This window comes from Chitinophaga sp. G7 BAM 1005 (assembly GCF_057126945.1).
In genome coordinates this window covers 4,697,611-4,718,063 of sequence record NZ_CP181478.1, presented here as the reverse complement: position 1 = coordinate 4,718,063, position 20,453 = coordinate 4,697,611, and the positions used below count along the sequence as shown (strand labels likewise).

At 44.7% G+C, this 20,453-nt stretch carries 11 protein-coding genes; all 11 read right to left on the bottom strand.

The window, feature by feature from the left end; genetic code table 11:
• On the bottom strand, nt 1-1,104 hold the full coding sequence (locus ACMXI2_RS18785; protein WP_483777618.1) for a sensor histidine kinase: 1,104 nt from the start codon (nt 1,102-1,104) through the stop codon (nt 1-3).
• Nucleotides 1,105-2,505, bottom strand: a complete 1,401-nt coding sequence (locus tag ACMXI2_RS18780; RefSeq protein WP_483777617.1) for an efflux transporter outer membrane subunit — start codon at nt 2,503-2,505, stop codon at nt 1,105-1,107. It lies immediately after the preceding gene.
• On the bottom strand, nt 2,483-5,629 hold the full coding sequence (locus ACMXI2_RS18775; protein WP_483777616.1) for an efflux RND transporter permease subunit: 3,147 nt from the start codon (nt 5,627-5,629) through the stop codon (nt 2,483-2,485). Before ACMXI2_RS18775 ends, ACMXI2_RS18780 begins: the two co-directional genes overlap by 23 nt.
• Before the next feature lie 11 nt (nt 5,630-5,640).
• Nucleotides 5,641-6,780, bottom strand: coding sequence for an efflux RND transporter periplasmic adaptor subunit (locus tag ACMXI2_RS18770; RefSeq protein ID WP_483777615.1), 1,140 nt, complete (start codon nt 6,778-6,780; stop codon nt 5,641-5,643).
• A gap of 370 nt (nt 6,781-7,150) precedes the next feature.
• Entirely contained in the window at nt 7,151-9,958 is a 2,808-nt protein-coding gene (locus tag ACMXI2_RS18765; protein WP_483777614.1) for a M16 family metallopeptidase, read from the bottom strand.
• A 21-nt stretch (nt 9,959-9,979) separates the two neighbouring features.
• Nucleotides 9,980-11,065, bottom strand: coding sequence for a TlpA family protein disulfide reductase (locus ACMXI2_RS18760; RefSeq protein WP_483777613.1), 1,086 nt, complete (start codon nt 11,063-11,065; stop codon nt 9,980-9,982).
• A gap of 83 nt (nt 11,066-11,148) precedes the next feature.
• Complete coding sequence (locus tag ACMXI2_RS18755) at nt 11,149-12,540, bottom strand: RagB/SusD family nutrient uptake outer membrane protein (protein ID WP_483777612.1); 1,392 nt, start codon at nt 12,538-12,540, stop codon at nt 11,149-11,151.
• A 4-nt stretch (nt 12,541-12,544) separates the two neighbouring features.
• Nucleotides 12,545-16,003 (bottom strand): SusC/RagA family TonB-linked outer membrane protein, encoded by a 3,459-nt coding sequence (locus ACMXI2_RS18750; RefSeq protein ID WP_483777611.1) that lies wholly within the window; start codon nt 16,001-16,003, stop codon nt 12,545-12,547.
• A 149-nt stretch (nt 16,004-16,152) separates the two neighbouring features.
• Nucleotides 16,153-17,256, bottom strand: a complete 1,104-nt coding sequence (locus ACMXI2_RS18745) for a FecR family protein (protein WP_483777610.1) — start codon at nt 17,254-17,256, stop codon at nt 16,153-16,155.
• A 77-nt stretch (nt 17,257-17,333) separates the two neighbouring features.
• Nucleotides 17,334-17,915 (bottom strand): RNA polymerase sigma factor, encoded by a 582-nt coding sequence (locus ACMXI2_RS18740; RefSeq protein ID WP_483777609.1) that lies wholly within the window; start codon nt 17,913-17,915, stop codon nt 17,334-17,336.
• A 390-nt stretch (nt 17,916-18,305) separates the two neighbouring features.
• A complete protein-coding gene (locus tag ACMXI2_RS18735; RefSeq protein ID WP_483777608.1) occupies nt 18,306-20,444 on the bottom strand; it encodes a GH92 family glycosyl hydrolase in 2,139 nt (712 codons plus the stop codon).
• Between the last annotated feature and the right edge of the window lie 9 nt (nt 20,445-20,453).

Here is a 20,453-nt window from a genome sequence, read left to right as displayed (position 1 = left end):
TTATAAATTCAACAAAGGCAAAACCACCTCGAAGGAAGTTCCGGTTTCTATGATTTCCGGTTTTCTGTTTTCCAATAACTGATAGCGTTCCCGGATGTTTTTTAAACCCAATCCGGTGCTTTTATAATCGATGTTGATGCGTTGCAGATTGTTTCTCACTACAATTTTACCATTCCCCAGGCTCTCTATAGACAGTTTTAGCGGCTGCTTCAGGGTAGAAATATTATGCTTGATGGCATTTTCCAATAATAATTGCAGTGTGGCCGGCGGGATTCCTTTTTTGTTATCTTCTTCAGTAATGTGTACTGAAAGCTGAATGGTTCCGCCATGCCGTATCCTGATCAGGTGAAAATACTTTTCTACAAATTGCAATTCCTCCTCAAGCGTCACCACATCTGTTTTAACGGTTGTCAGGATATATCGGTACACCCTTGATAGATTAGAGAGAAATTCCTGTGCGGCCTTCCGGTCTGTTTCAATCAGCTGGGTTAGGATACTGAAATTATTGAACAGGAAATGGGGGTCCAGCTGTAGTTTCAGCACCTGCAATTCGGATTGAAGGGCATTTTCTTTCAGCTGATGCGACAAAAGTTCAAGCTTAGTGGTTTCGGTCATCTTTGCCTTCCACCGTTCAAAAAAGAAAAATGAATAGTAGAAACTGTTGACAAATGCCGCAACTATAAGATTTACCACCAGGTAGCTCCGGATGGCAAGCTCTGTATCTTTGTCATAGACTGAGGGTTCTGGCCAGACCCAGTCATAAATGGCGTCTTCCAGATACAGCAGTACTAACATACAAATGATAACCACCCCTGTTGTGACCATAAAATGGACGAGGATATTGTTCCTGTACACCGCATGCCGATGTACCCATCCTGAAAGGAGCCGGATCACGCCGAAAAGAATTGCATACATAATGATACCGCCGGAAAGAGTAATCCCTATTTCCGACCATGCAGCTTCACTGTAGAAATCCCACCATTTGCTTGAGGGGTTCAAAAGATACTGAATGATTATGGCCAGGCCCAGTGAAACCGGCACGCCACTCCACTGGAAAAGCCTTTTTCGGTATAAGCCGGTATTTTCCTTTGTATGGGTACTCATTTAATTTCCGCCTAAAGATTTGTAAAGAGCAATATAGGTATTAATTTCTTTCTGCCGGGTAGCCATATAGGCCAGTTCTGCCTGAAAATAACTTTGCTGTACTGTAAGCACTTCCAGATAGGTTGCCTCCCCGTATTTGTATAGTAGTTGCGCCTCAGAAATGGCTTTATCCATTGCCGTTTTACGGTGGTTCACTTCCGCCAATTGCCCTTTCGTATATCTTATGTTACTTATCGCCGTACTCACCTCTTCAACCGCTGCAATTACCGATTTCCTGAATTCGTTAACAGCGGCCTCCCGATGATGAACAGCCTGTTCATAAGCTGATTTAATAATTCTCCTGTTGAAAAGTGGTTGTGTGAGCCCCGCGGTAGCCGTGCCAAACAGAGACCCCGGAATGGAAAGCCAACTGGCCAGATTTGTAGCATTGGAACCGCCCTGTGCCGTAATCTTCAGGCTCGGATAAAATTCAGTTTTGGTAATACCTGCCCTTGCAAAAGCTGCCTGCAACTGAAACTCCTGCTGTTTTACATCTGGGCGGTTAGCCAGTACATTAGCGGGGATGCCGGCTTCCAGCTCAGCGGCAAATGCTTCATCCGGAAGTACTGATGAACGTTCTACTGCATCAGGATAGCTGCCAGACAGAGCCTGCAGGGCATTTTCCTGGGCTTTGATACCGGCATTAATCTCGGGAATCAGCGCCCGGGTTTCGGCTAACTGCGCTTCTGCCTGTTTTAAGGCAAGCGACGTTACTTCTCCTACCGAATATTGAGTTTTCAGCATCGTCAGAGTTTCCTGCATGCTTTTTTCAACCTGACCGGTGATTTTAAGCTGTTCGTCCAGGCCCAATAAATTGTAATAGGCCTGGGCGGTTTGGCTGATCAACTGCACACGCATAGCCCTCCTGTTTTCAGCCCGGCTCAAATAACTGGCTAAAGATTCTTCACGCTGCCTTTTCAGTTTCCCCCAAAAATCAACATCCCAGGAAACTACCGGTGAGAAATTATATTCCTGAAAGATCAGGCCGCCGCCGAAGGAAGCCTGCATACTGTTTTTTGAAAGCCGCTGCACTCCGGTGTTCATCTGCAGGCTGATGTCGGGAAAGTAGTTGAGCTTTACACTTTTTAGCGAGGCTTCTGCAGCCAGTATCTGCTCGGAAGCTACCAGCAGGTCCGGATTTTTTTCCATCACCTGATCCAGCAGCTTGACAAGCTTTGCATCTGTAAAAAACTTTTGATAGGAAGGTATTTCAGATACACTTCTGGCATTAGTCTCATCCGCGTTTTTGAACGAAGCCGGAAGATCGAGTTCCGGACGTTTATAATCCTTCGTCACTTTGCAGGAGTGTAACAGTCCTGACAGTATGATCACCATAAAACTATATTGTGTTAATACTTTCATCTTTTCTAATTTTTATTTCTGACACTTTATCCTGTAGCCATTGGAAAACCATGTACAAAACAGGGATAATTATAACCCCTAAGATGACGCCGCTTAACATTCCTCCGGCTGCACTGATGCTGATGGACTGGTTACCTACAGCGGTCCCGCCCTTGGCAAACATCAGCGGTATAAGTCCGGCAATGAAAGCAAAAGAGGTCATCAGAATGGGGCGCAGACGCTTCTTTGCCCCTGCTATGCCGGCTTCAAACACAGACAGGCCTGCTTTGCGTTGTTGTACGGCAAATTCAACAATCAGGATGGCATTTTTAGCTAACAGTCCCACCAGCATGATGAGAGCGATCTGAACATAAATATTATTATCAATGCCGGCCAGTCCCGTTGCCAGAAATACTCCAAGAATGCCTGTTGGCAAAGACAGCATCACGGCCAATGGCAGAAGGTAACTTTCGTACTGGGCAGAGAGAAGGAAATACACAAACAGGATGCTCAGGCCGAAAATAAAGATCATCTGGGAGCCTGAATTACGTTCTTGCAAGCTTAGCCCGCCATATTCATAGCTGTAGCCTTTCGGAAGTTCTTCTTGTAGCACCTTGTCAATCACGTTCATCACTTTACCGGTACTGGCCCCGCCAGCAGCATTGACATTTACCGTGATACTGTTGTACAGATTGTAACGGCTGATGCCTTGAGGTCCATAGACTTTTCTAAGCGTTACCAGTGTAGATACAGGTACCATTTTGTTTTCCCTGTTACGGATCATTATATTACTCAGCGAAGCTTCATCTTTCCTGAATTCTGATTCAGATCGCACGTTGACCCGGTACAACTTTCCGAAACGGACAAAATCCGTTGTCTGGGAGCCGGTAAGGTACAGCTGCATCACATCCATGATTTCTTTTGGCGTAAGGCCCAGTTGCTGAGCTTTGTCTTCATCCAACACAACTTCATACTGAGGATAGTCGCTCCGGAAGGAAGTAAAGGCAGTACCTATTTCTGGCTGTTTGCTTAAAGCCGCGATCACTTTTTTACTTACGGCTTCAAAATCGGAAATATTTCCGGAGGCCCGGTCCTGAAGAACAAACTCCACACCGCCGGCCGTACCAAATCCTTCTACTGCCGGGTTGCGGAATATGAGAATTTCTCCTTTAATCCGGCTTTTAAGTGTGTGTTCGATTTTAGCCATCATCTGGTTCATATCGGATATTTTTCCTCTGTCTTTGGGATCTTTCAGGGTAATGAACCCCATAGCGGAATTGGGAGCTGAGCCAGAACTGAAAAGACTGAAACCGGAAACGGTACTGATGCTTTTTACCTCAGGCATCCGTCGGACGATTTCCGTGGCCTTTTCCATTTCCCGGGTAACGTATTGCAGGTTGGCTCCGGCCTGCAGGTTAACTACAAAAGTAAGGTTGTTATCATCCTCTTCCGGCACAAAACCTTTCTGCGCATGAGTCATCAGGAAAAACGTACCGAAAACAATCAGGGCCAATCCTCCGAGCGCAATTACCTTTCTTTTTCCTAAAAACCTGATGGTACCGACATATTTATCAGTTAAACGGTCAAAACCCGTATTAAAAGCCTGGGCAAACCTTTGGGTGAAATCTTTATTCTTATCCCCCGCATGATGACTCTTAAGCAACAAAGCGCATAAGGCAGGGCTTAAGGTTAAAGCATTAACCGCCGAGATCAAAATCGCAATGGCCAGTGTATAGGAAAACTGTTTGTAGAAGACGCCGGCAGGACCTTCCATAAAGCCAACGGGAAGGAATACCGCAGACATTACGAGTGTAATGGAAATAATCGCTCCGCTGATTTCACTCATCGCCGACGCGGTTGCCGTTTGGGCATTCTCTCCGGTTTCTTCCATTTTCGCATGAACGGCTTCGACGACGACAATGGCATCATCCACCACAATCCCGATGGCCAGCACCAAAGCGAACAAAGTCAGCACATTCACCGAAAAACCGATCATATACATAAAAAAGAAAGTACCGATGATGGATACAGGAACCGCAATAGCAGGAATGATGGTAGAACGGAAATCCTGAAGGAAAGCCAGCACCACAATAAATACCAGGACAAAAGCTTCGATAAGCGTTGATTTCATCTGGGAAATGGAAGCATCCAATCGGTCTTTCATATTCTGGATGATCTGAAAACGGATACCGTCCGGTACACTGGACTGGAATCTTTCGAGCGTTTTTTTTACTTCAATCGCTATATTGTTGGCATTAGAGCCACTGGCCTGGATAACTGAAAATACCACTGAAGGTTTTCCGTCGGTAAAGGTATCGCTGGAATAATTGGAAAGCCCGAATTCGATGCGCGCCACATCTCCCAAACGCAGTACGGAACCGTCTGTTTTTGACCGTAGGATGATCTTTTCAAATTCTTCAGGCTTATTCAGCTTGCCTTTGTACCGCAGCACATATTGCAGGGAAGCATCTGTCTCCTCACCCAGGCTTCCAGGTGAAGATTCAAAACTGTAGTTCTGGATGGCAGTTTCCACATCGGCAGGCACCAACCCATAAGCAGCAAGTTTGGACGGGTTGATCCAAACACGGACAGAATAGTCTTTGGCGCCGAATAAGCTTACATTTCCGACTCCTGGAATTCTTTTAAGTTCAGGAATCAGGTTGATGTTGGCATAATTCTGAAGGAAGGCTTCATCATACAGATCAGGTTTTTCACTGTTGATATTGACCACCATCAGATTGCTGGTCTGCTGTTTGGTGGTGGTGAGCCCAAGCCGGATGACTTCCGCAGGAAGCTGGGCATTTACCTGTGCCACCCGGTTCTGAACGTTGACTGCAGCCTGATCGGGATTTACACCCTGTTTAAAGATTACGGTAATGGAAAAGCTTCCGTCGTTGGAGGCGCTGGAAGTCATATACTGCATGTTTTCCACTCCATTAACTGCTTGCTCCAGCGGGGTAACAACCGAGCGGATCACGGTTTGTGCATTGGCGCCGGGATATACGCCCGATACAAAAACAGTGGGCGGAGCGATTTCCGGGAACTGTGTCATCGGGATACGCTGTAACGCGACAATGCCCAACAGCACCAATATAATGGAGATGACGGTGGCCAGTACCGGTCTTTTGATAATTTTATTCAACATTGTCGGCAGATTTATTTAACGGCTTTGGGAGTGATTATGGCATTTTCCGGAATAGCTGCCAGTTCGTTGGCGATGATCCGGTCTCCCGGTTTAAAGCCGGACTTTACGATGTAGAAATCTCCTGACTTAATATAATTTTTCAATGCTACCCGCTTCATTTCATTTTTAGAATGAAGTAAACCGACAAACAGTTTATCCTGAACTTCATAAGTAGCCATTAGGGGAATTTTGTAGATGTTCTGTTCGGTTGTTTTCAGCACGACACGGCCGGTATTGCCGGTACGCAACAGCCCTTCCGGATTAGGGAAAGAGGCGCGGAGCGTTGCGGAGCCCGTGTTCTGATCGAACTGCCCGTCCATCATATCAATTTTTCCCGTGTGGCTATATGGATTCCCGTCAGCAAGGAATAAGGTGATGTTCTGAAAACCTTTCAGCTTTTCCAGTAAGGTTTTCCCGGAACGGGAATTATTGATTTTCAGGATTTCTTTTTCAGGCAGAGAAAAATAGGCATAGATTTCATTCACCTGCGAAAGTGTGGTCAGGGCCTGTGCATCATTAGGTCCCACCAGTGCGCCGACACGATTGGGTATCCTGCCGATATAGCCACTGAAGGGAGCTTTCACTACAGAAAAACCAAGATTGACATCAGCCGATGCAACCAGGGCTTGTTGTTGCTTAACGGTAGCTTTTGCATTTTCATAATTGGTTTTTGCCTTTTGGTACTGGAAGTCTGCCACTACTTTATTTTCGCTTAGTAATTTATATTTATCCAGTTCCAGTTGTGCCGATGCCAATTGCGAATTTGCCATTGCCAAAGATGCCAAAGCGGTATTTTTTTGCTCCTGGTAAACGCTGGCATTGATGCGAAACAGCGGCTGTCTTGCTCTTACAAAATTGCCTTCATCTACATATATTTTGTCGATGTATCCGCTGATTTGCGGGCGTAGCTGTATGTTATCTTTTCCCTGCAAACTTGCCGGGAACGATTGGTCGATTACCGCTTCGGTTGGCTGAAGGGTAAGCACTTCTACCTTTGCAGTTTCGGGTTGCTGTGGGGTTTCTTTACCGGGATTTTTACAACTTTGAAGGAAGAATATCACCGCGAAAAAAAGGGTCAGTGCCTTAAATTTTTTCTTTGTAAGATGCTTCATTGGCTCTTTCATTTTGACAATTATGATCGTCAAAAATAGAAGACCTTTGTTCACATAATAAGCTAAAACCGACGGAAGTGATGAAATTGAAAACCGAAATGCGGAAATGTAGGACTAAGCTTGTCAGCTCATCCCTGCTACAAATAGTCCGAAAAGGTTAAGAAGAAGCCGTCTCATAATTAATTGGGACGGCTTCCTTGTTTTAGCAAAAAGATGTACTAATCATCATTATGATAATCAGGTATTTTTTAAGAAAATAATAAATAGTCAATGTCAGCTTGCTCTAGCAAGGGATCTTCTTTCTAATCTTCTTTTTTATTCCTTTTTATCCCAAGGCTTCTTTTTCTAGTATTTTATCAGCCTTACCTCATCACTTTTCCGGTAATAATACCAGCCGGATAAAGTTCTTTCCGCTTAAATATTTATCTGCCGTAGCTTTCAAACTGGCCGGGCTCACTTTAGACAGGTCACTGTCGTAGCTACTCAGTTCATGCAGATCGCTCTGATCCTGCAGACTGGTAACTAAATAATCAAACCACCAGATATTTGTTTTCAGGTTTGTTTCCCGCATGCGCTGATCCTCAGCTTTGTATTTATCAACATTGACCTTTGGTGGTCCGGAGGTTCTTAGTTTATTTACCTCATCCAGCACCGACGCGATCAGTTTTTCAACATTCTGTGGGGCACAGCCAAACGAAACGGTAAACATATAGCGGGGATCCGGGGTCTTACTCGCGGTTTCACTCACGCGGGGGCTGTATACACCGCTTTCATCTTCGCGCAGGCGTTCAATGAGCCTGATCTGCAGCACCTCTTTCAGGGCATCCAGTTGTATTTTTTCAGCTGCACTGTAATCGAAGGCGCCCGAGAACACCAGGTTGACTGTAGCCTTCGATGCCGTACCTTTATAAACGGTTTTCTCAATCCGGCCTTCAGGTGGATATATACCCAGGTCTTTATAGTTTTCGCCTTTATGTGTGGCTGGCAGTCCACCCAGGTATTTTTCGAGTAAAGGCTTCAGTTCATCCACTTTAAAGCTGCCGACAAAAACGAAGGTGAAATTTGATGCATCTGCAAAACGTTCCTTGTAGATCTCAAGCGCGCGCTCCGGGTTAATTTGCCCCAGTTTGGCTACCGATGGGCCGGAACGGCGCATACTGCCCCTGTTCAGGACAGCGTTAACTGAATCTCCGAAAACCCCCACCGGGTCGTTGGCCCGGTAGGCAAGATTGGCCTTATTGCGACTGATAAAGCCATCGAATAATACCTTGTCTATGCGGGGTTCGGTAAAATCGGCATACACCAGTTGCAATGCGGTTTCCAGGTCTTTCATAATAGCCCCGCCACCAATGGTTTGGTAATGTTCACTAATCAACACGCTGGCTCCCGCCTGTTTGCCGCTAAGATACTTGTTTAACTCTGTTGCATTATAATTTCCCAGCCCGGCGACACTTGTAACAATAGCGGCATAGGCTGCTGAAGGATAATCGGCATCACTATATAAGGAACTGCCACCCGGTGCGAAACCGGTGAACAAGATCTGATCATTCTGAAAATCCGTTGGCCTTAGCAGCACTTTAACACCGTTACTGAGTGTCAGGGCAGTCGTGCCGAGTATCCCGTCTCTTTCCTCTTTAACGATTTTACCTGCTACAGGTTCATGCGAAAGGAGCGGCAGATTGCTCATTTTATCTTTATAAGGCTGCAATGATTCTCCTTCTACCTGTGCCAGCCAACTTTCTACAGTTGCCTGGTTGGGCAAATCTGCTTTATCCTTTTCAGGGGCTGTAATTAAAATATCGCGGTCTGCCGGCCGGATATATTCTTTACAAATTGCGTTAATGTCCTTTACACTGATGGTTGATAGCTCACTTTTCGTCATCCGGTATTCCTCAGCGATTCCCGGTGCGGCAGTGCCCTTTAAAAAGTACTGCAGATATTCATTAACATACCTGTTGGAGGCGGTTTTATCTTTTTCATTAAAACTAAATTCAACCAGATTCAGGTAACTCTTCTTAGCCCGTTCCAGTTCGGGTTCGGTAAAGCCGTATCTGTCCACCCTTATTGTTTCCCGCCATAACGCCTTCAGGCCCTTTTCCAGTTTACCGGGGCTGGCAACTATATTAGCGGAATAGACATCGAGGCTATTGATAAAATTATTGATGCCCGCTCCTCCGTTAATATAGGGTGGATCCGCTTGTCTTATTACTTCATCATAACGGGCGGCAATCATGTCATTGAACAGCGAACGGATAATAAACTTACGATAGTCAGCAGCATTCCTTACTTCTTCCTCCCGGTGTTTGATAAGGATCTCTGCGGAAGTCGTCTTATTTTCCCGATCGGTCACTGTAATGAACTGATTCTTCCCGGTCAGCGGAACGCGATAAACGGTCCGTGTTTTTTCTTTTGAGGGGTTCTTCAGGTCACTGAACCTGGCTTTGATGTCTTTTTCCATTTCATCCACGTTGATATCACCCACCACGATGATCGCCTGCAGGTTGGGTCGGTACCAATCCTGGTAAAAATTTTTCAGGGTAGCTGGTTTGAAATAATTCAATACCGTGTCAACACCGATTGGCAGCCGGTAGGCATAACGGGAGCGGTTCAGGATCAATGGAAAATATACGTCGCGCATCCGTTGGGCGGCCCCTTTACCAAGGCGTTTTTCTTCGCCCACAACGCCACGTTCCTTATTGATTTCCACCGGGTCCAGTATGGCTTCATGCGCCCAATCCCGCATGATCTGCAATCCCCTCTGCAACAGTTCCGGCTGATCGGATGGCAGTGGTAACTGGTAAACTGTTTCATCAAAACTGGTGTAAGCGTTCAGGTCAGCTCCAAACTTTACACCTGATTTTTGCAGGTAATCAACCAGCTCGTTTTTAGGGAAATGTGTGGTTCCGTTAAAACTCATGTGCTCCATAAAGTGAGCAAGGCCACGTTGTTCATCGGTTTCCAGGATCGATCCTACTTTATTAGCCAGGTAAAATATCACCCGGTTTTTAGGTTCTTCGTTATGCCGGATATAATATGTAAAACCGTTTGGTAATTTACCGGTGCGCACCGCAGGGTCAAGTGCAAGATCTCTTCCCCGTTGTGCAGGCGCTTGTGCAAATGATGCAAGAGATGCACATACCAGAAGCATCTGTGTTGCTATGCGAAAGTTTATATTCATTTCTTGATTGTTCAGGAATAATTAATTTAATAATTGTTTCAGTTTATCCTCCAGCATGGCTCCCCTCAGATTCCTCGCTATAATTTTTCCGGACGGATCAACCAACAGGTTACTGGGAATGGATTGTATGCCAAAATCGGCAGATACCTGGTTTTTCCACCCCTTCAAATCTGATAGTTGTATCCAGGGCATTTTATCGTCGAGGATCGCTTTTTTCCAGTTGGCCGCTTTATCGTCCAGTGAAATGCCAACAACAGTGAATCCTTTGTTTTTAAATGCATTGTAGGCTTTCAGTACATTGGGGTTTTCGGCGCGGCAGGGTCCGCACCAGCTGGCCCAAAAATCTACCAATACATATTTCCCTTTAAAACTGCTGAACTGCACGGCGTTTCCACTGGTATCACGTTGCATAAAATCCGGCATCTGCTTTCCCAACCGGCTTCTTTTCAGCAAGTCCAACGTTTGGGCAAGTTTTCTACCCGATTCCGTCTGTTTTACTGATTTATCAAGCCTGTCATACATGAGTTTCATCTCGTTGTAATCAGAAGCAAACGACGTACGCTGTTCCATAAGACACAGGCTATAAAAACTTTTGGGATGACGGGCTATAAATTGATTCACCACGTTCTCTTTTTGTTTTTCGAGATCATTCATTTTCTGGTCTAATGTAGCTTTCCCTTTAATTGATTCTTCCTTAAATCCGGCGCGTAGCAGGTTTTGCTGATCTGTCAGTTTTTCAAGAGATATGCCTAACAATTGCGCATCCCGCTGAGTTGGAGAACCGGTGATGATAAAAGATTCTGTAGAATCCTTTACGCCGGTAAGCCTGATATGACCTGGCTCTACATAAAAGAAACTGCCATTATGGTTTATTGTCAATCCAATTAACTGCGGTTCATTTAAATTGGCCTTCCAGGTGAAATAATCGTTTACTGAGGGAACGGTATCATTTTTGAGAATACCGTTCTCCCTGTAGCTAATTTCAATATTTGCGCCTGATAAACCCTTCAACTGACCAGAGAGTATTGTGTTCTGAGCCCGTGTTGTTAAGGTGAGCGAAGACAGTGCGATAAGCAGTATACCGCCTGATAAATTCTTTCTTTTCATATAACATTCCATTTTGTATTTAAATAAAGGTCACCACCCCGGGGTATGTATAATATCCCGGGGTGTGAATGTAAACAGGCGTATCAATAACCGGGATTCTGGGTTAATAAATTATCTAATTGTATCTGTGTTTGCGGGATGGGATATAATGCGGCATTCTCGCTGAAACCAGTCTTTACGGCACCAAGCACGGCTTCCGCAGTTCCGGTTCTTTTCAGATCATACCAGCGGTTCGCCCATTCACAAAAAAGTTCCAACCGGCGTTCATGCATGACAGCATTTAACACAGCAGTCTGCGATGCGGGATCTGCGGTGCTGGCAGCTAATCCGGCCCTGGCACGTATGATATTTACATCTGCCAAAGCCTCCGTAAGGTGGTTCAGATGTGCAGCCGCTTCGGCACGGATCAGGTACATCTCAGCTAATCTCAGGATCATCTGATCTTCGGTAGGCGTACTGCTTGCCGATACATTTTTATATTTATACGGATAATAAATCGTTGTGCCGTTTGCCGTTGAGGAGCCCACCCAGTTCTGCAAACGTTTATCTCCGGTCTCAAAAGCTGTTAATAAGGATGCTGTTAATATATAGTTGGGAATAGCTCCCGGATAATTGGGAATAAAATGTTGTGCATCTGATACGCCGTAATAACCCTGGTTTCCGGGGATCTGCCATATTGCTTCCTGGCTGCCTTCCAGAAATACGCCGGTTAAAGGAGTATTCTCCAGGTTGTAGAGCCCCGATTTAATTACCGAATCAGCTTCATTGTAAGCACTTTGCCAGTTATGCTGGTATAAATTAACCTTGGCAAGCAATGCGATGGCGGTGTATAAATTGGGGCGGGCCCGTCCTGCCGATGGGTAACTGACTGTTAATTTTCCTATTGCATCCGTAAGGTCGGTCATCACCTGGCTATAAATGGCGGCAGCGGAGGATCTGGGCAAACGTTGCGTTTCTTTGTAAGATATTGAAGTAACCAGTGGTACACCTCCGAACAGATTAACCATGTTGAAATAATACAGGGCGCGTACCACCTCCATTTCACCTGTAATTTGCTGCCGGAAGGCCGCGGATAAACTGGCATTACCGGTAATACCATTCAACACGGCATTGACCTGGTAAATACTCTGATAAGGATATCCCCATAAGGTATTAATACTGCTGTTTAAGGGAGTGAGGTTATAGCTGTAAAACTGTTGTACGTCATCTGTATTATTGTACAACAATTCATCAGCAGAAAGGCCACAGGCTGTAGTTAATTGTCCACTGCTATATGCAAAGCCGTTCCCTGCATTATAAGCATACACGCCGGCAACAGCAGTGATTGCAGTTGCACTATCCGCAAATTGTTGTTGCTGCGTAATGGATGAAGGCGGATTGGAAGGTATTGTGATTAATTTTTTACAGGATGTCAATGAGGCGGCAGCTATCAGCATACCGGTTATTATTTTATTTATATCAAAAAGCATGATCATTTTCTTAAAGTTTGAGATTTAAACCAAATGCCAGGACACGCTGCACAGGGAATGAGGAGAATGAACCCGGTGTTTCAGGATCTCCCACTTTATAGTTTGTAAACGTCAGCAGATTTTGTGCGTTCATAAAAACACTTGCTCCTTTCATATGCGCTTTATTCAAAAGGGCATTGGGCAATTGGTATGATAAGGAAACTGTTTTTACACGCAGGTATGTATCATCACTATAAACGCCGCTTGATTGTGCAAATCTCAGTGCGGGACCAATAACGGCAGAACTGTAACTGCTTCCCAGCCGCTGTAACCGGGCAATATCCCCGGTCTCCTTCCAATAATTACCCAATACTTCCGCAGGTTGATTATATGCAAAACCAGGCTGGTTGGAATTATAGATCTGGAACAGGTAATTAGGCGCATTCCGGCTGGAAAACTGGCAATAAACATACAAACTGAATTGCCTCCAGGTAAAAGTATTGCCGAAGCCTCCCATGTATTTTATCTCCTGGTTGTTTATAGGAACCTGATCACCACCAGTGGAGGCTGGTCCATATACAGGATTGGAGGTAACTGTTCCGTCTTTTGCGTAAAATTCAAAAAGGCCGGTTTTAGGATTTACATCTTTATACCGGTATCCATAGATGATGGAAGTTGGCTGGCCAATTTCATACACATTAGCGTAAGAAGAACTTGCCAGATCAGGGAACGACAACAGTTTGTTACGATTGAATGATATATTAAAACTGGATCTCCAGGAGAAATTTTTCGTTTTAATATTGGTTGAGTTGATCGAAAACTCGATCCCCCGGTTTTGAACCGTAGCATTTAGATTTCCCAATACTGATGGCCGGCCTACCTGTATAGGCAAAGGATAATCTACCAACTGGTTGCCTTCCCGGTTCCTGTAGTAAGTGGTGTTAAATAAAAGACGGTTGTTAAAAAGCCCAAGGTCTATCGCTATATTCAGCGACTTCTTTAATGCCCAACTATAATCAGGATTGTAAAGATTAGTCGGATAACTTGGATTAATACCCTGGAAATTTGGCAAATAAGGCGGAAAGCCCTGGTATAATGCCTGGTATTGGTATGCCTTTATACCGTCGGACCCGGAAGTTCCATAGCTGCCGGATATTTTACCATAACTAAATACAGGAGATAATTTTTTAAAGGCTTGCTCTTCAGAAAATATCCACCCTGCACCAACAGAGCCAAAATTACCAAATTGGTGCCCCGGGCCAAAATTGCTGGAACCATCCCGCCTGCCTGTTAAATTAAGGATGAACTCACTGTTATAAATATAATTCAACCGGGCAAAACCTGCACTATATCTGTAAATATTGGACGCATCCATAGCGTTTACCGTAGGAGCGCCGTTAATTGACCCAAGAAAGTTATCGTTTGAATATCCCTGTCCGGTTGTATAAGTTGAATTGTTTGTATTCTTTTTATAAGTGGTACCCACTAACACGCTTAAGTTACCTTTACCAATATTTTTGTTGTAATTAATCTGTGGTTCTATATTAATCGTTTGATAATTGTTAACAGAAAAGTTGGCCTGCCTGTTAATATACGTTGGGTTCTGCGCTACGCCTGGGTTTATAGAGGTTTCATTTGTACTATTCCGGTTATAGCCCATATTTGCACTAATTGTAAACCCCTTAAACAAATTGTAAGAAATTTGGAATGCAGTATTAAAATTATAATTCTGCAGATTAGTGGGTTGCTTAAGAGAACTATAAAATTGATAAGTAGTTAAATCTACGCCCTGATAATTCCAGATTAAGTCACCGGAAGGACTCCGCAAATCGGGTAAGTTAGGCTGCAAAAGCGTATGTTGTGCACCGCCGTATCCTGCCGAATTATTTTGCTGATATCCAAAATCAGTTGTTAAATCAACTGACAGGCGATAATCTTTTGAGCTATGGTGTATATTGCTGTGTAATGTGTATCGTTGATCGGCAAAATCACCGGGATAATTATAGCTTGATTTGTTGTAGCCGGTTGAAATGAGAAAAGTATTATTAAGTGAACCACCTGAAAGGCTCCCATGAACATCTACATTACTGGTATTCCGGCCATAAATTACTTTCTGCCAGTTCGTATATTTGTTCTGATCAAAAATTGTCAGATCAGGTGCATAAGCCAGATAATTAGCCGGGCTGTTACCGGGCGTTATACCATCTGCAGCAAAAGCATCTTTCCGCAATTGCAGGTATTGCTGTGTATTTAACATTTTAACAGGCCGGCCAACTGAATTGAAACCTGTATTTACATTCAGGTTAAAAGTAGTGGGCCCTGCTTTCCCTTTTTTGGTGGTAATCAAGATCACCCCATTAGACCCTTGTGTACCGTAAATAGATGTTGCATCCGCATCTTTCAGTATGCTGATACTTTCAATGTCCGCAGGATCAATATTATTAAAAGGGCTGAGACCCACGGATTGGCTAACACCCCCCGGGTTAGATTGTGCAGCCACCAAAGAAGCAAATTGATTGATATTATTATTCTGTGAGGCGAATGGAACACCGTCTATAATAAACAAGGGTTGGTCATAGGGCTTTGAAGGATTATTGGTAGGGTTAAGGTTCAATGTATTTTGCCCCCTGATTTGCACCAGTACCTGCGATCCAGGTATGCCGCTGGTGGCATTAACAGCAAGCCCCGGTACCTGTCCCTGCAAAGCAAGCAGAGGATTGGACACCGGTTGTTTTTCAATATCCTCAGCAGTTACTGTAGCCATTGAGCTGATGCTGTAACGCCTGGATGCTGTTCCGTAAGCGATCACCTGTACCTGGTCCAATTGAGATGTGCCCTGGTGTAAAATAAATTCTATATGCAGATTTGCACCGGCATTGGCAATGGTGACCTCTGATTTTTCATACCCTATATAACTAGCTACCAGGGTATATTTCCCCTGTGGTACATTGGGGAGATTAAAGTTCCCTTTACTATCAGTTTGCGTGGAAAATGCCATTCCTTTTATCCCAACAGATGCCCCGACCAGGCGATTTCCCAGTGTATCGGATACTGTTCCGCTTATGTTTGCGGGTACTTTAAGGGCTGTCTTCACCTGATCTGATAATTGGCTCATCAGGGAAACCTGTTTTATGGTAACCACAACCGACTTGTTCTCTATGCTGTAATTCAGTGGCTGGTCCTCGAATATTCTGGCCAATACTTCATTTAAATCAACGTTCCTCATGTTGATTGAAATGGGCTTGGCGTTTTTAAGGTCGCTGCCGGTAAATAAAAAATCGTAGCCTGTTTGATTACTGATGTGATTAAATACATCCACTAATGGCGCATTCTTTTCTACAAGTGTAATCTTCTGTGCCAATGAGGATGCACTTACATGCAGCATGACTGTGACCAATATAAGGGTGGTTAGCTTCATGATCAGCAGGAGTTTACGGGCAATAAGGCGCGAACGCACCTGCCCCGAATTTCCAGGGAAAAAATTGTACATTTGTGTCAGGTTGGTTTAATGCGCTTTGCCTTGCATTTTCGACGATGGCTAAGGCTGAACGCGGTTCTAAAATGCTCAAAACGTTTTGGTTGGCCTACTTACATCCTGGTTAGCGCCGGGATGTTTTTTTTAGGCGATTGGTTGATTCATCATTTACTTAATACTGTTACTCTTTTTCCTTCAATTTTAAAATATACTTTATTTGATCTTTCTAAAATCCGTAACACTTCACTGATGTTGCGTGTACGGGCCACACGGCCATAGAAAACTTCGCTGGTGATCATACCTTCGTATTTAACTTCTATATTATACCACCGGGAAAGCTGGCGCATAATAGCATCGACAGACTCCCCATTAAAACGGAATAAACCGTCTTTCCACGCAGTTGCCTGGACCAGGTTAGCGCTTGATTCTGTTAGCGTGTTTCCCTTGAGGATGGCCTGGTTACCCGGCAACAAGGTAGTTTCCCCGCCGGCAGCACTCACTTTAACCGTACCTTCTATCAATGTTGTCCGCGAGTCGGGATCATCGGGATAGGCGGCAATATTGAATGCCGTACCAATGTCTGTGATGATTTGCCCCGGCGCCTTAATCTTTAGCGGGGCGGCTTCAGTGTGCACTACTTCTGCATATATCTCTCCGCTTATTAACTCAATTTCTTCTTCCCTATTTTTGGAAAATGCCGCCGGGTAGCGCAGTGTAGTGGCAGCATTCAGCGTGATCTTAGTGCCGTCTGTGAGTTTTACAGTATATGGTCTTCCTCCGGCAGGAATCTGCATCGTATCATAAACAGCGGTATAGGCGCCATTGGTGGCTTCATAGGCCAATTGTTCGCCCGGGGATTTTGTCGCATTGGTTTGTGCTATCTTACCATTAGTGGTACTATCCAGCAGGATGGTCTTCCCGCCACTTTTCAAAACAGCCAATGCTGTGAAAGGCGCAACATCATTGCCTGATTGGTTGGTTTTATCTTTTCTATTCAGCAGCACCCAGGTGCCGGCGCCTAACAAAATCGATACAGAAGCTGCAACGGCGATACGTTGCCAGGACCGGCTTTGTTTCCTGTGGGCGATGACCGGCTGCAATTTCGCCCAAACTGCAGCGGCATCTTCTAAACGCTCCTCCAGTGAATATTCAGCGGGAGGTTCCCCCCCGTATTGAAGATACCAGTTTTCCAGAAACGCTCTTTCGGCATCAGTAGCTGTTCCATTACGTATTCTTGCTAATAGATCTTTAAGTTCTTGTTCCTGCATAAGATTAGGAAATTGTATCCTTAATATTAAGAAGACAATCAACTAAGGCGGAACAGGTAAATAAAATGAAAAAAAATTTATTTAGAGGAGATGATCCAGAGCAGATAAGCAAAAAGGCCCAGTTTAATACGGAGGATCTTCAGGGCATTGGTAACGTGTTTACTGACAGTTTGCTCCGAAATATCTAATTTCTGAGCAATTTCCCGGTGGTTGAGGTGTTGCTTGCGGCTGAGTTCAAAAACTTCCCGCATTTTAGGAGGTAGTGCGGCGATCTCCTTTTCGATGATAGCGACCAGCTGATTTTCGCGGACCTTGTGATCTGTAATGGTTTGAGGCTGCTCCAGAAATTTCAGAATAGAATTAAAATATTTCGCTTCTACCTTCCTATGCGTAATCTGGTTTAACACAATGTTGCGGACAGCAGTATAGAGAAACCCCGCCAGGTTACCCGTTATTTGCAACTGCTCCCGGCCGGCCCAAAGCCTGGTAAACACCTCGTGCACAATATCTTTTGCCTCCTCACGATCGCGGGTCTTATTATAAGTATGGTTCAGTAAAACGAAGATATACCGGTCATAAATTTCAATGTATGCCTGCTGATCCCCCGATTTAAGTAGATCTGTTAATTCCTGATCTGTAAATTGCTGATACACACTCATAATGAGAAAATCAATCCATAAAGTTAGCAAAATAAAAAATGAACATTAAACACTACTATTTTTTATATGTAAATAGCTACATCCTGAGGAACCACATCCCGGGCTTTCCGGGCAAAATTTAGCAATAAACCACTTGATTTTATCCTAATCGTTTGAAAATCAATTGGTAATTAGCGAAATCTGACATGGGCCTGTTTACACCACCACTGATATCGCTATTGCCTCCCGGATGCTTCGCCAATGCTTCGGACTTGCGTATATCATGGACTATCCATGCACTATCTATACTGTTAGCATGGACTCCTCATGGACTCCTAATGCACTCCTCATGGACTATCCATGCACTATGTCCCCTTTTTTGAATGCCTCCTGTTTAGTATGATGAACCGCTTATTTCGTTACAATTTCTATCTTTCCTCCCTTCTTAAACAGGTCGTGAGATACAAAATATCCCTTATGCTCCCTGCCATTTACTTTTATGGTGGTCAGATGCCTGCCTTTACCCGGTTTGGAAATAGTCAGCAGTTTACCATTGCTGGTTCTCCATTTTACTTCATCAAACAACGGAACGGTAACAAGGTATTCCGGATCGGTAGCAGAAAAAGTGTAAAGTCCCAATGCGCTGAATACATACCAGGACGACATTTCGCCCGCATCATCCATTCCGCAAAGCGCCAGCCCCTCATCGCCGATGCCGTATAAAGTATTTAAAATAGTGTCGATGATCTTTTGTGATTTTTCCGGTTTTCCGATAAAATAATAAGCAAAGGGCGCTTCATGATCCGGTTGATTGCCGTGACAATACTGGCCTATCATCGTTTCTACATTCCTCGCAATATAGCTGGGATTCCAGGGAACGGTAAAGAACGAATCCAGTTTGGATTCAAACCCTTTGGCGCCGCCATACAGGGCCACCAGGCCGGGCATATCGTGCGGTGCAAAAAAAGACACCTGCCATGCATTGGCCTCCCGGTACATGTATTCGTAGTAAGGATACTGTGGATTGAAATCTTTAATCCATTCTCCGTTTTCCAGTTTTCCTCTCATAAACCGGGTAGACGGGTCAAACATATTTTTGTAATTCTTTGACCTGGCCATCAGCATGTTGTAATTAGCCGTGTCCCCAAGCTTTTTTGCAATCTGCGCCACCGAGTAGTCGTCGTAGGAGTACTCCAGTGTTTTAGACACGCCTGCTTTTCCTTTCGTTTCTACGTGGGGGTTAGTGACAGCAGGATCGCTGATAAACCCTTTCTCCATATATTCTTTGATATACGGCCGCGCTCCGCCTTCTACGGTGGCGTTTCTCAGTAGTATTTGATACGTGCCTTTGATATCGAAGTCATCAATGCCTCTCCCGTAAGCTCCTGCAATTGATGACGCACCGTGATCGCCATGAAAAAAGGTAGGTATAAACCCGGTTTTATCTCCCACATCTTTCATAGATTTAATCACATCCAACGTTACCTGCGGGGAAATAAGGCCTAACAGCACATCTTTATTCCGGTAGGTATCCCACAAAGAAGGCTCGGTATAATAATTAAAATCAGCTTTTGCCACCTGGTGTTTTGCATCTGTAAACTGCCCGTTTACATCGCTGCGCAGGGCGGGCCACAGAAAGGAGCGGTACAGGCAGGAATAAAACATTTCCATTTGTTTGGCAGTGCCGCCTTTTACCCGGATAGCGGACAAAAGCGTTTCCCATTTCTGGGTAGCCTCTTTTCGGATGTCGTTATAGGATTTATGGCCGATCTCTTTCTCCAGGTTTTCTTTGGCGTTCTCTGTACTAACAAACGATATTCCTATTTTCAGTTCAACCGGCGCGGTGCTGCCATTGGCTAAATGCACCATCGCAAAGCCGTTGCTTTTACCTTCCTCTTTCTTTTCCAGTTTATCAATATTGGTATTAAGGATGGCATAGAAGTAAATCCTGCCGCCTGCCTGTTGGTAGCCCTGCAATGCGGAAGCGCTTACCTGTTCAATGTTCCAGCCGTTTACTTTATTGTTGGCCTTCGCCAGGTCGAAGAGGATCTGCCGGTTGGTGTTGTTTTTATATTCATACCGGTGGTAGCCGCATCTTAAAGTGGAAGTAAGACTAACATTCACCTCGTAGTCGTCCAGGTATACCTGGTAGAACCCGGGAGCTGAACTTTCTTTTTTATGGGAGAAGTGGGAGCCGAATTTCTCACCGGGATTTGAAACCGGTAATACGGGAATATTACAGAGGTTCCAGTGTCCCTTATTGGTATGGGTAAAGCCGTAGATGACGGAGTCTTCATACTCATAGCCTGCGCCGGAACCGTATTCTGTCATAGGACTCAACTGCACCATTGCATTTGGCAGGGAGCTGCCGGGGAAGGTAAGTCCGGCCCATGATCTCCAGCCACGTGGCAACTCATATCCCAGGATTTTAGGATCCGTCATCGGCGCGGTACCGATGAAAGTATTTACATATTTTGTATAGGTTTGACTGCTACCTGCAACGGAAGTAAACAGCAGCATCAATAACGTGCCTAAAGTTTGTTTTCTCATTCCTGTGTG

Coding starts and splice junctions, on each gene's coding strand:
- ACMXI2_RS18785 (WP_483777618.1), bottom strand. CDS start 1,104: ATGAGTACCCATACAAAGGAAAATACCGGCTTATACCGAAAAAGGCTT.
- ACMXI2_RS18780 (WP_483777617.1), bottom strand. CDS start 2,505: ATGAAAGTATTAACACAATATAGTTTTATGGTGATCATACTGTCAGGA.
- ACMXI2_RS18775 (WP_483777616.1), bottom strand. CDS start 5,629: ATGTTGAATAAAATTATCAAAAGACCGGTACTGGCCACCGTCATCTCC.
- ACMXI2_RS18770 (WP_483777615.1), bottom strand. CDS start 6,780: ATGAAGCATCTTACAAAGAAAAAATTTAAGGCACTGACCCTTTTTTTC.
- ACMXI2_RS18765 (WP_483777614.1), bottom strand. CDS start 9,958: ATGAATATAAACTTTCGCATAGCAACACAGATGCTTCTGGTATGTGCA.
- ACMXI2_RS18760 (WP_483777613.1), bottom strand. CDS start 11,065: ATGAAAAGAAAGAATTTATCAGGCGGTATACTGCTTATCGCACTGTCT.
- ACMXI2_RS18755 (WP_483777612.1), bottom strand. CDS start 12,540: ATGATCATGCTTTTTGATATAAATAAAATAATAACCGGTATGCTGATA.
- ACMXI2_RS18750 (WP_483777611.1), bottom strand. CDS start 16,003: ATGTACAATTTTTTCCCTGGAAATTCGGGGCAGGTGCGTTCGCGCCTT.
- ACMXI2_RS18745 (WP_483777610.1), bottom strand. CDS start 17,256: ATGCAGGAACAAGAACTTAAAGATCTATTAGCAAGAATACGTAATGGA.
- ACMXI2_RS18740 (WP_483777609.1), bottom strand. CDS start 17,915: ATGAGTGTGTATCAGCAATTTACAGATCAGGAATTAACAGATCTACTT.
- ACMXI2_RS18735 (WP_483777608.1), bottom strand. CDS start 20,444: ATGAGAAAACAAACTTTAGGCACGTTATTGATGCTGCTGTTTACTTCC.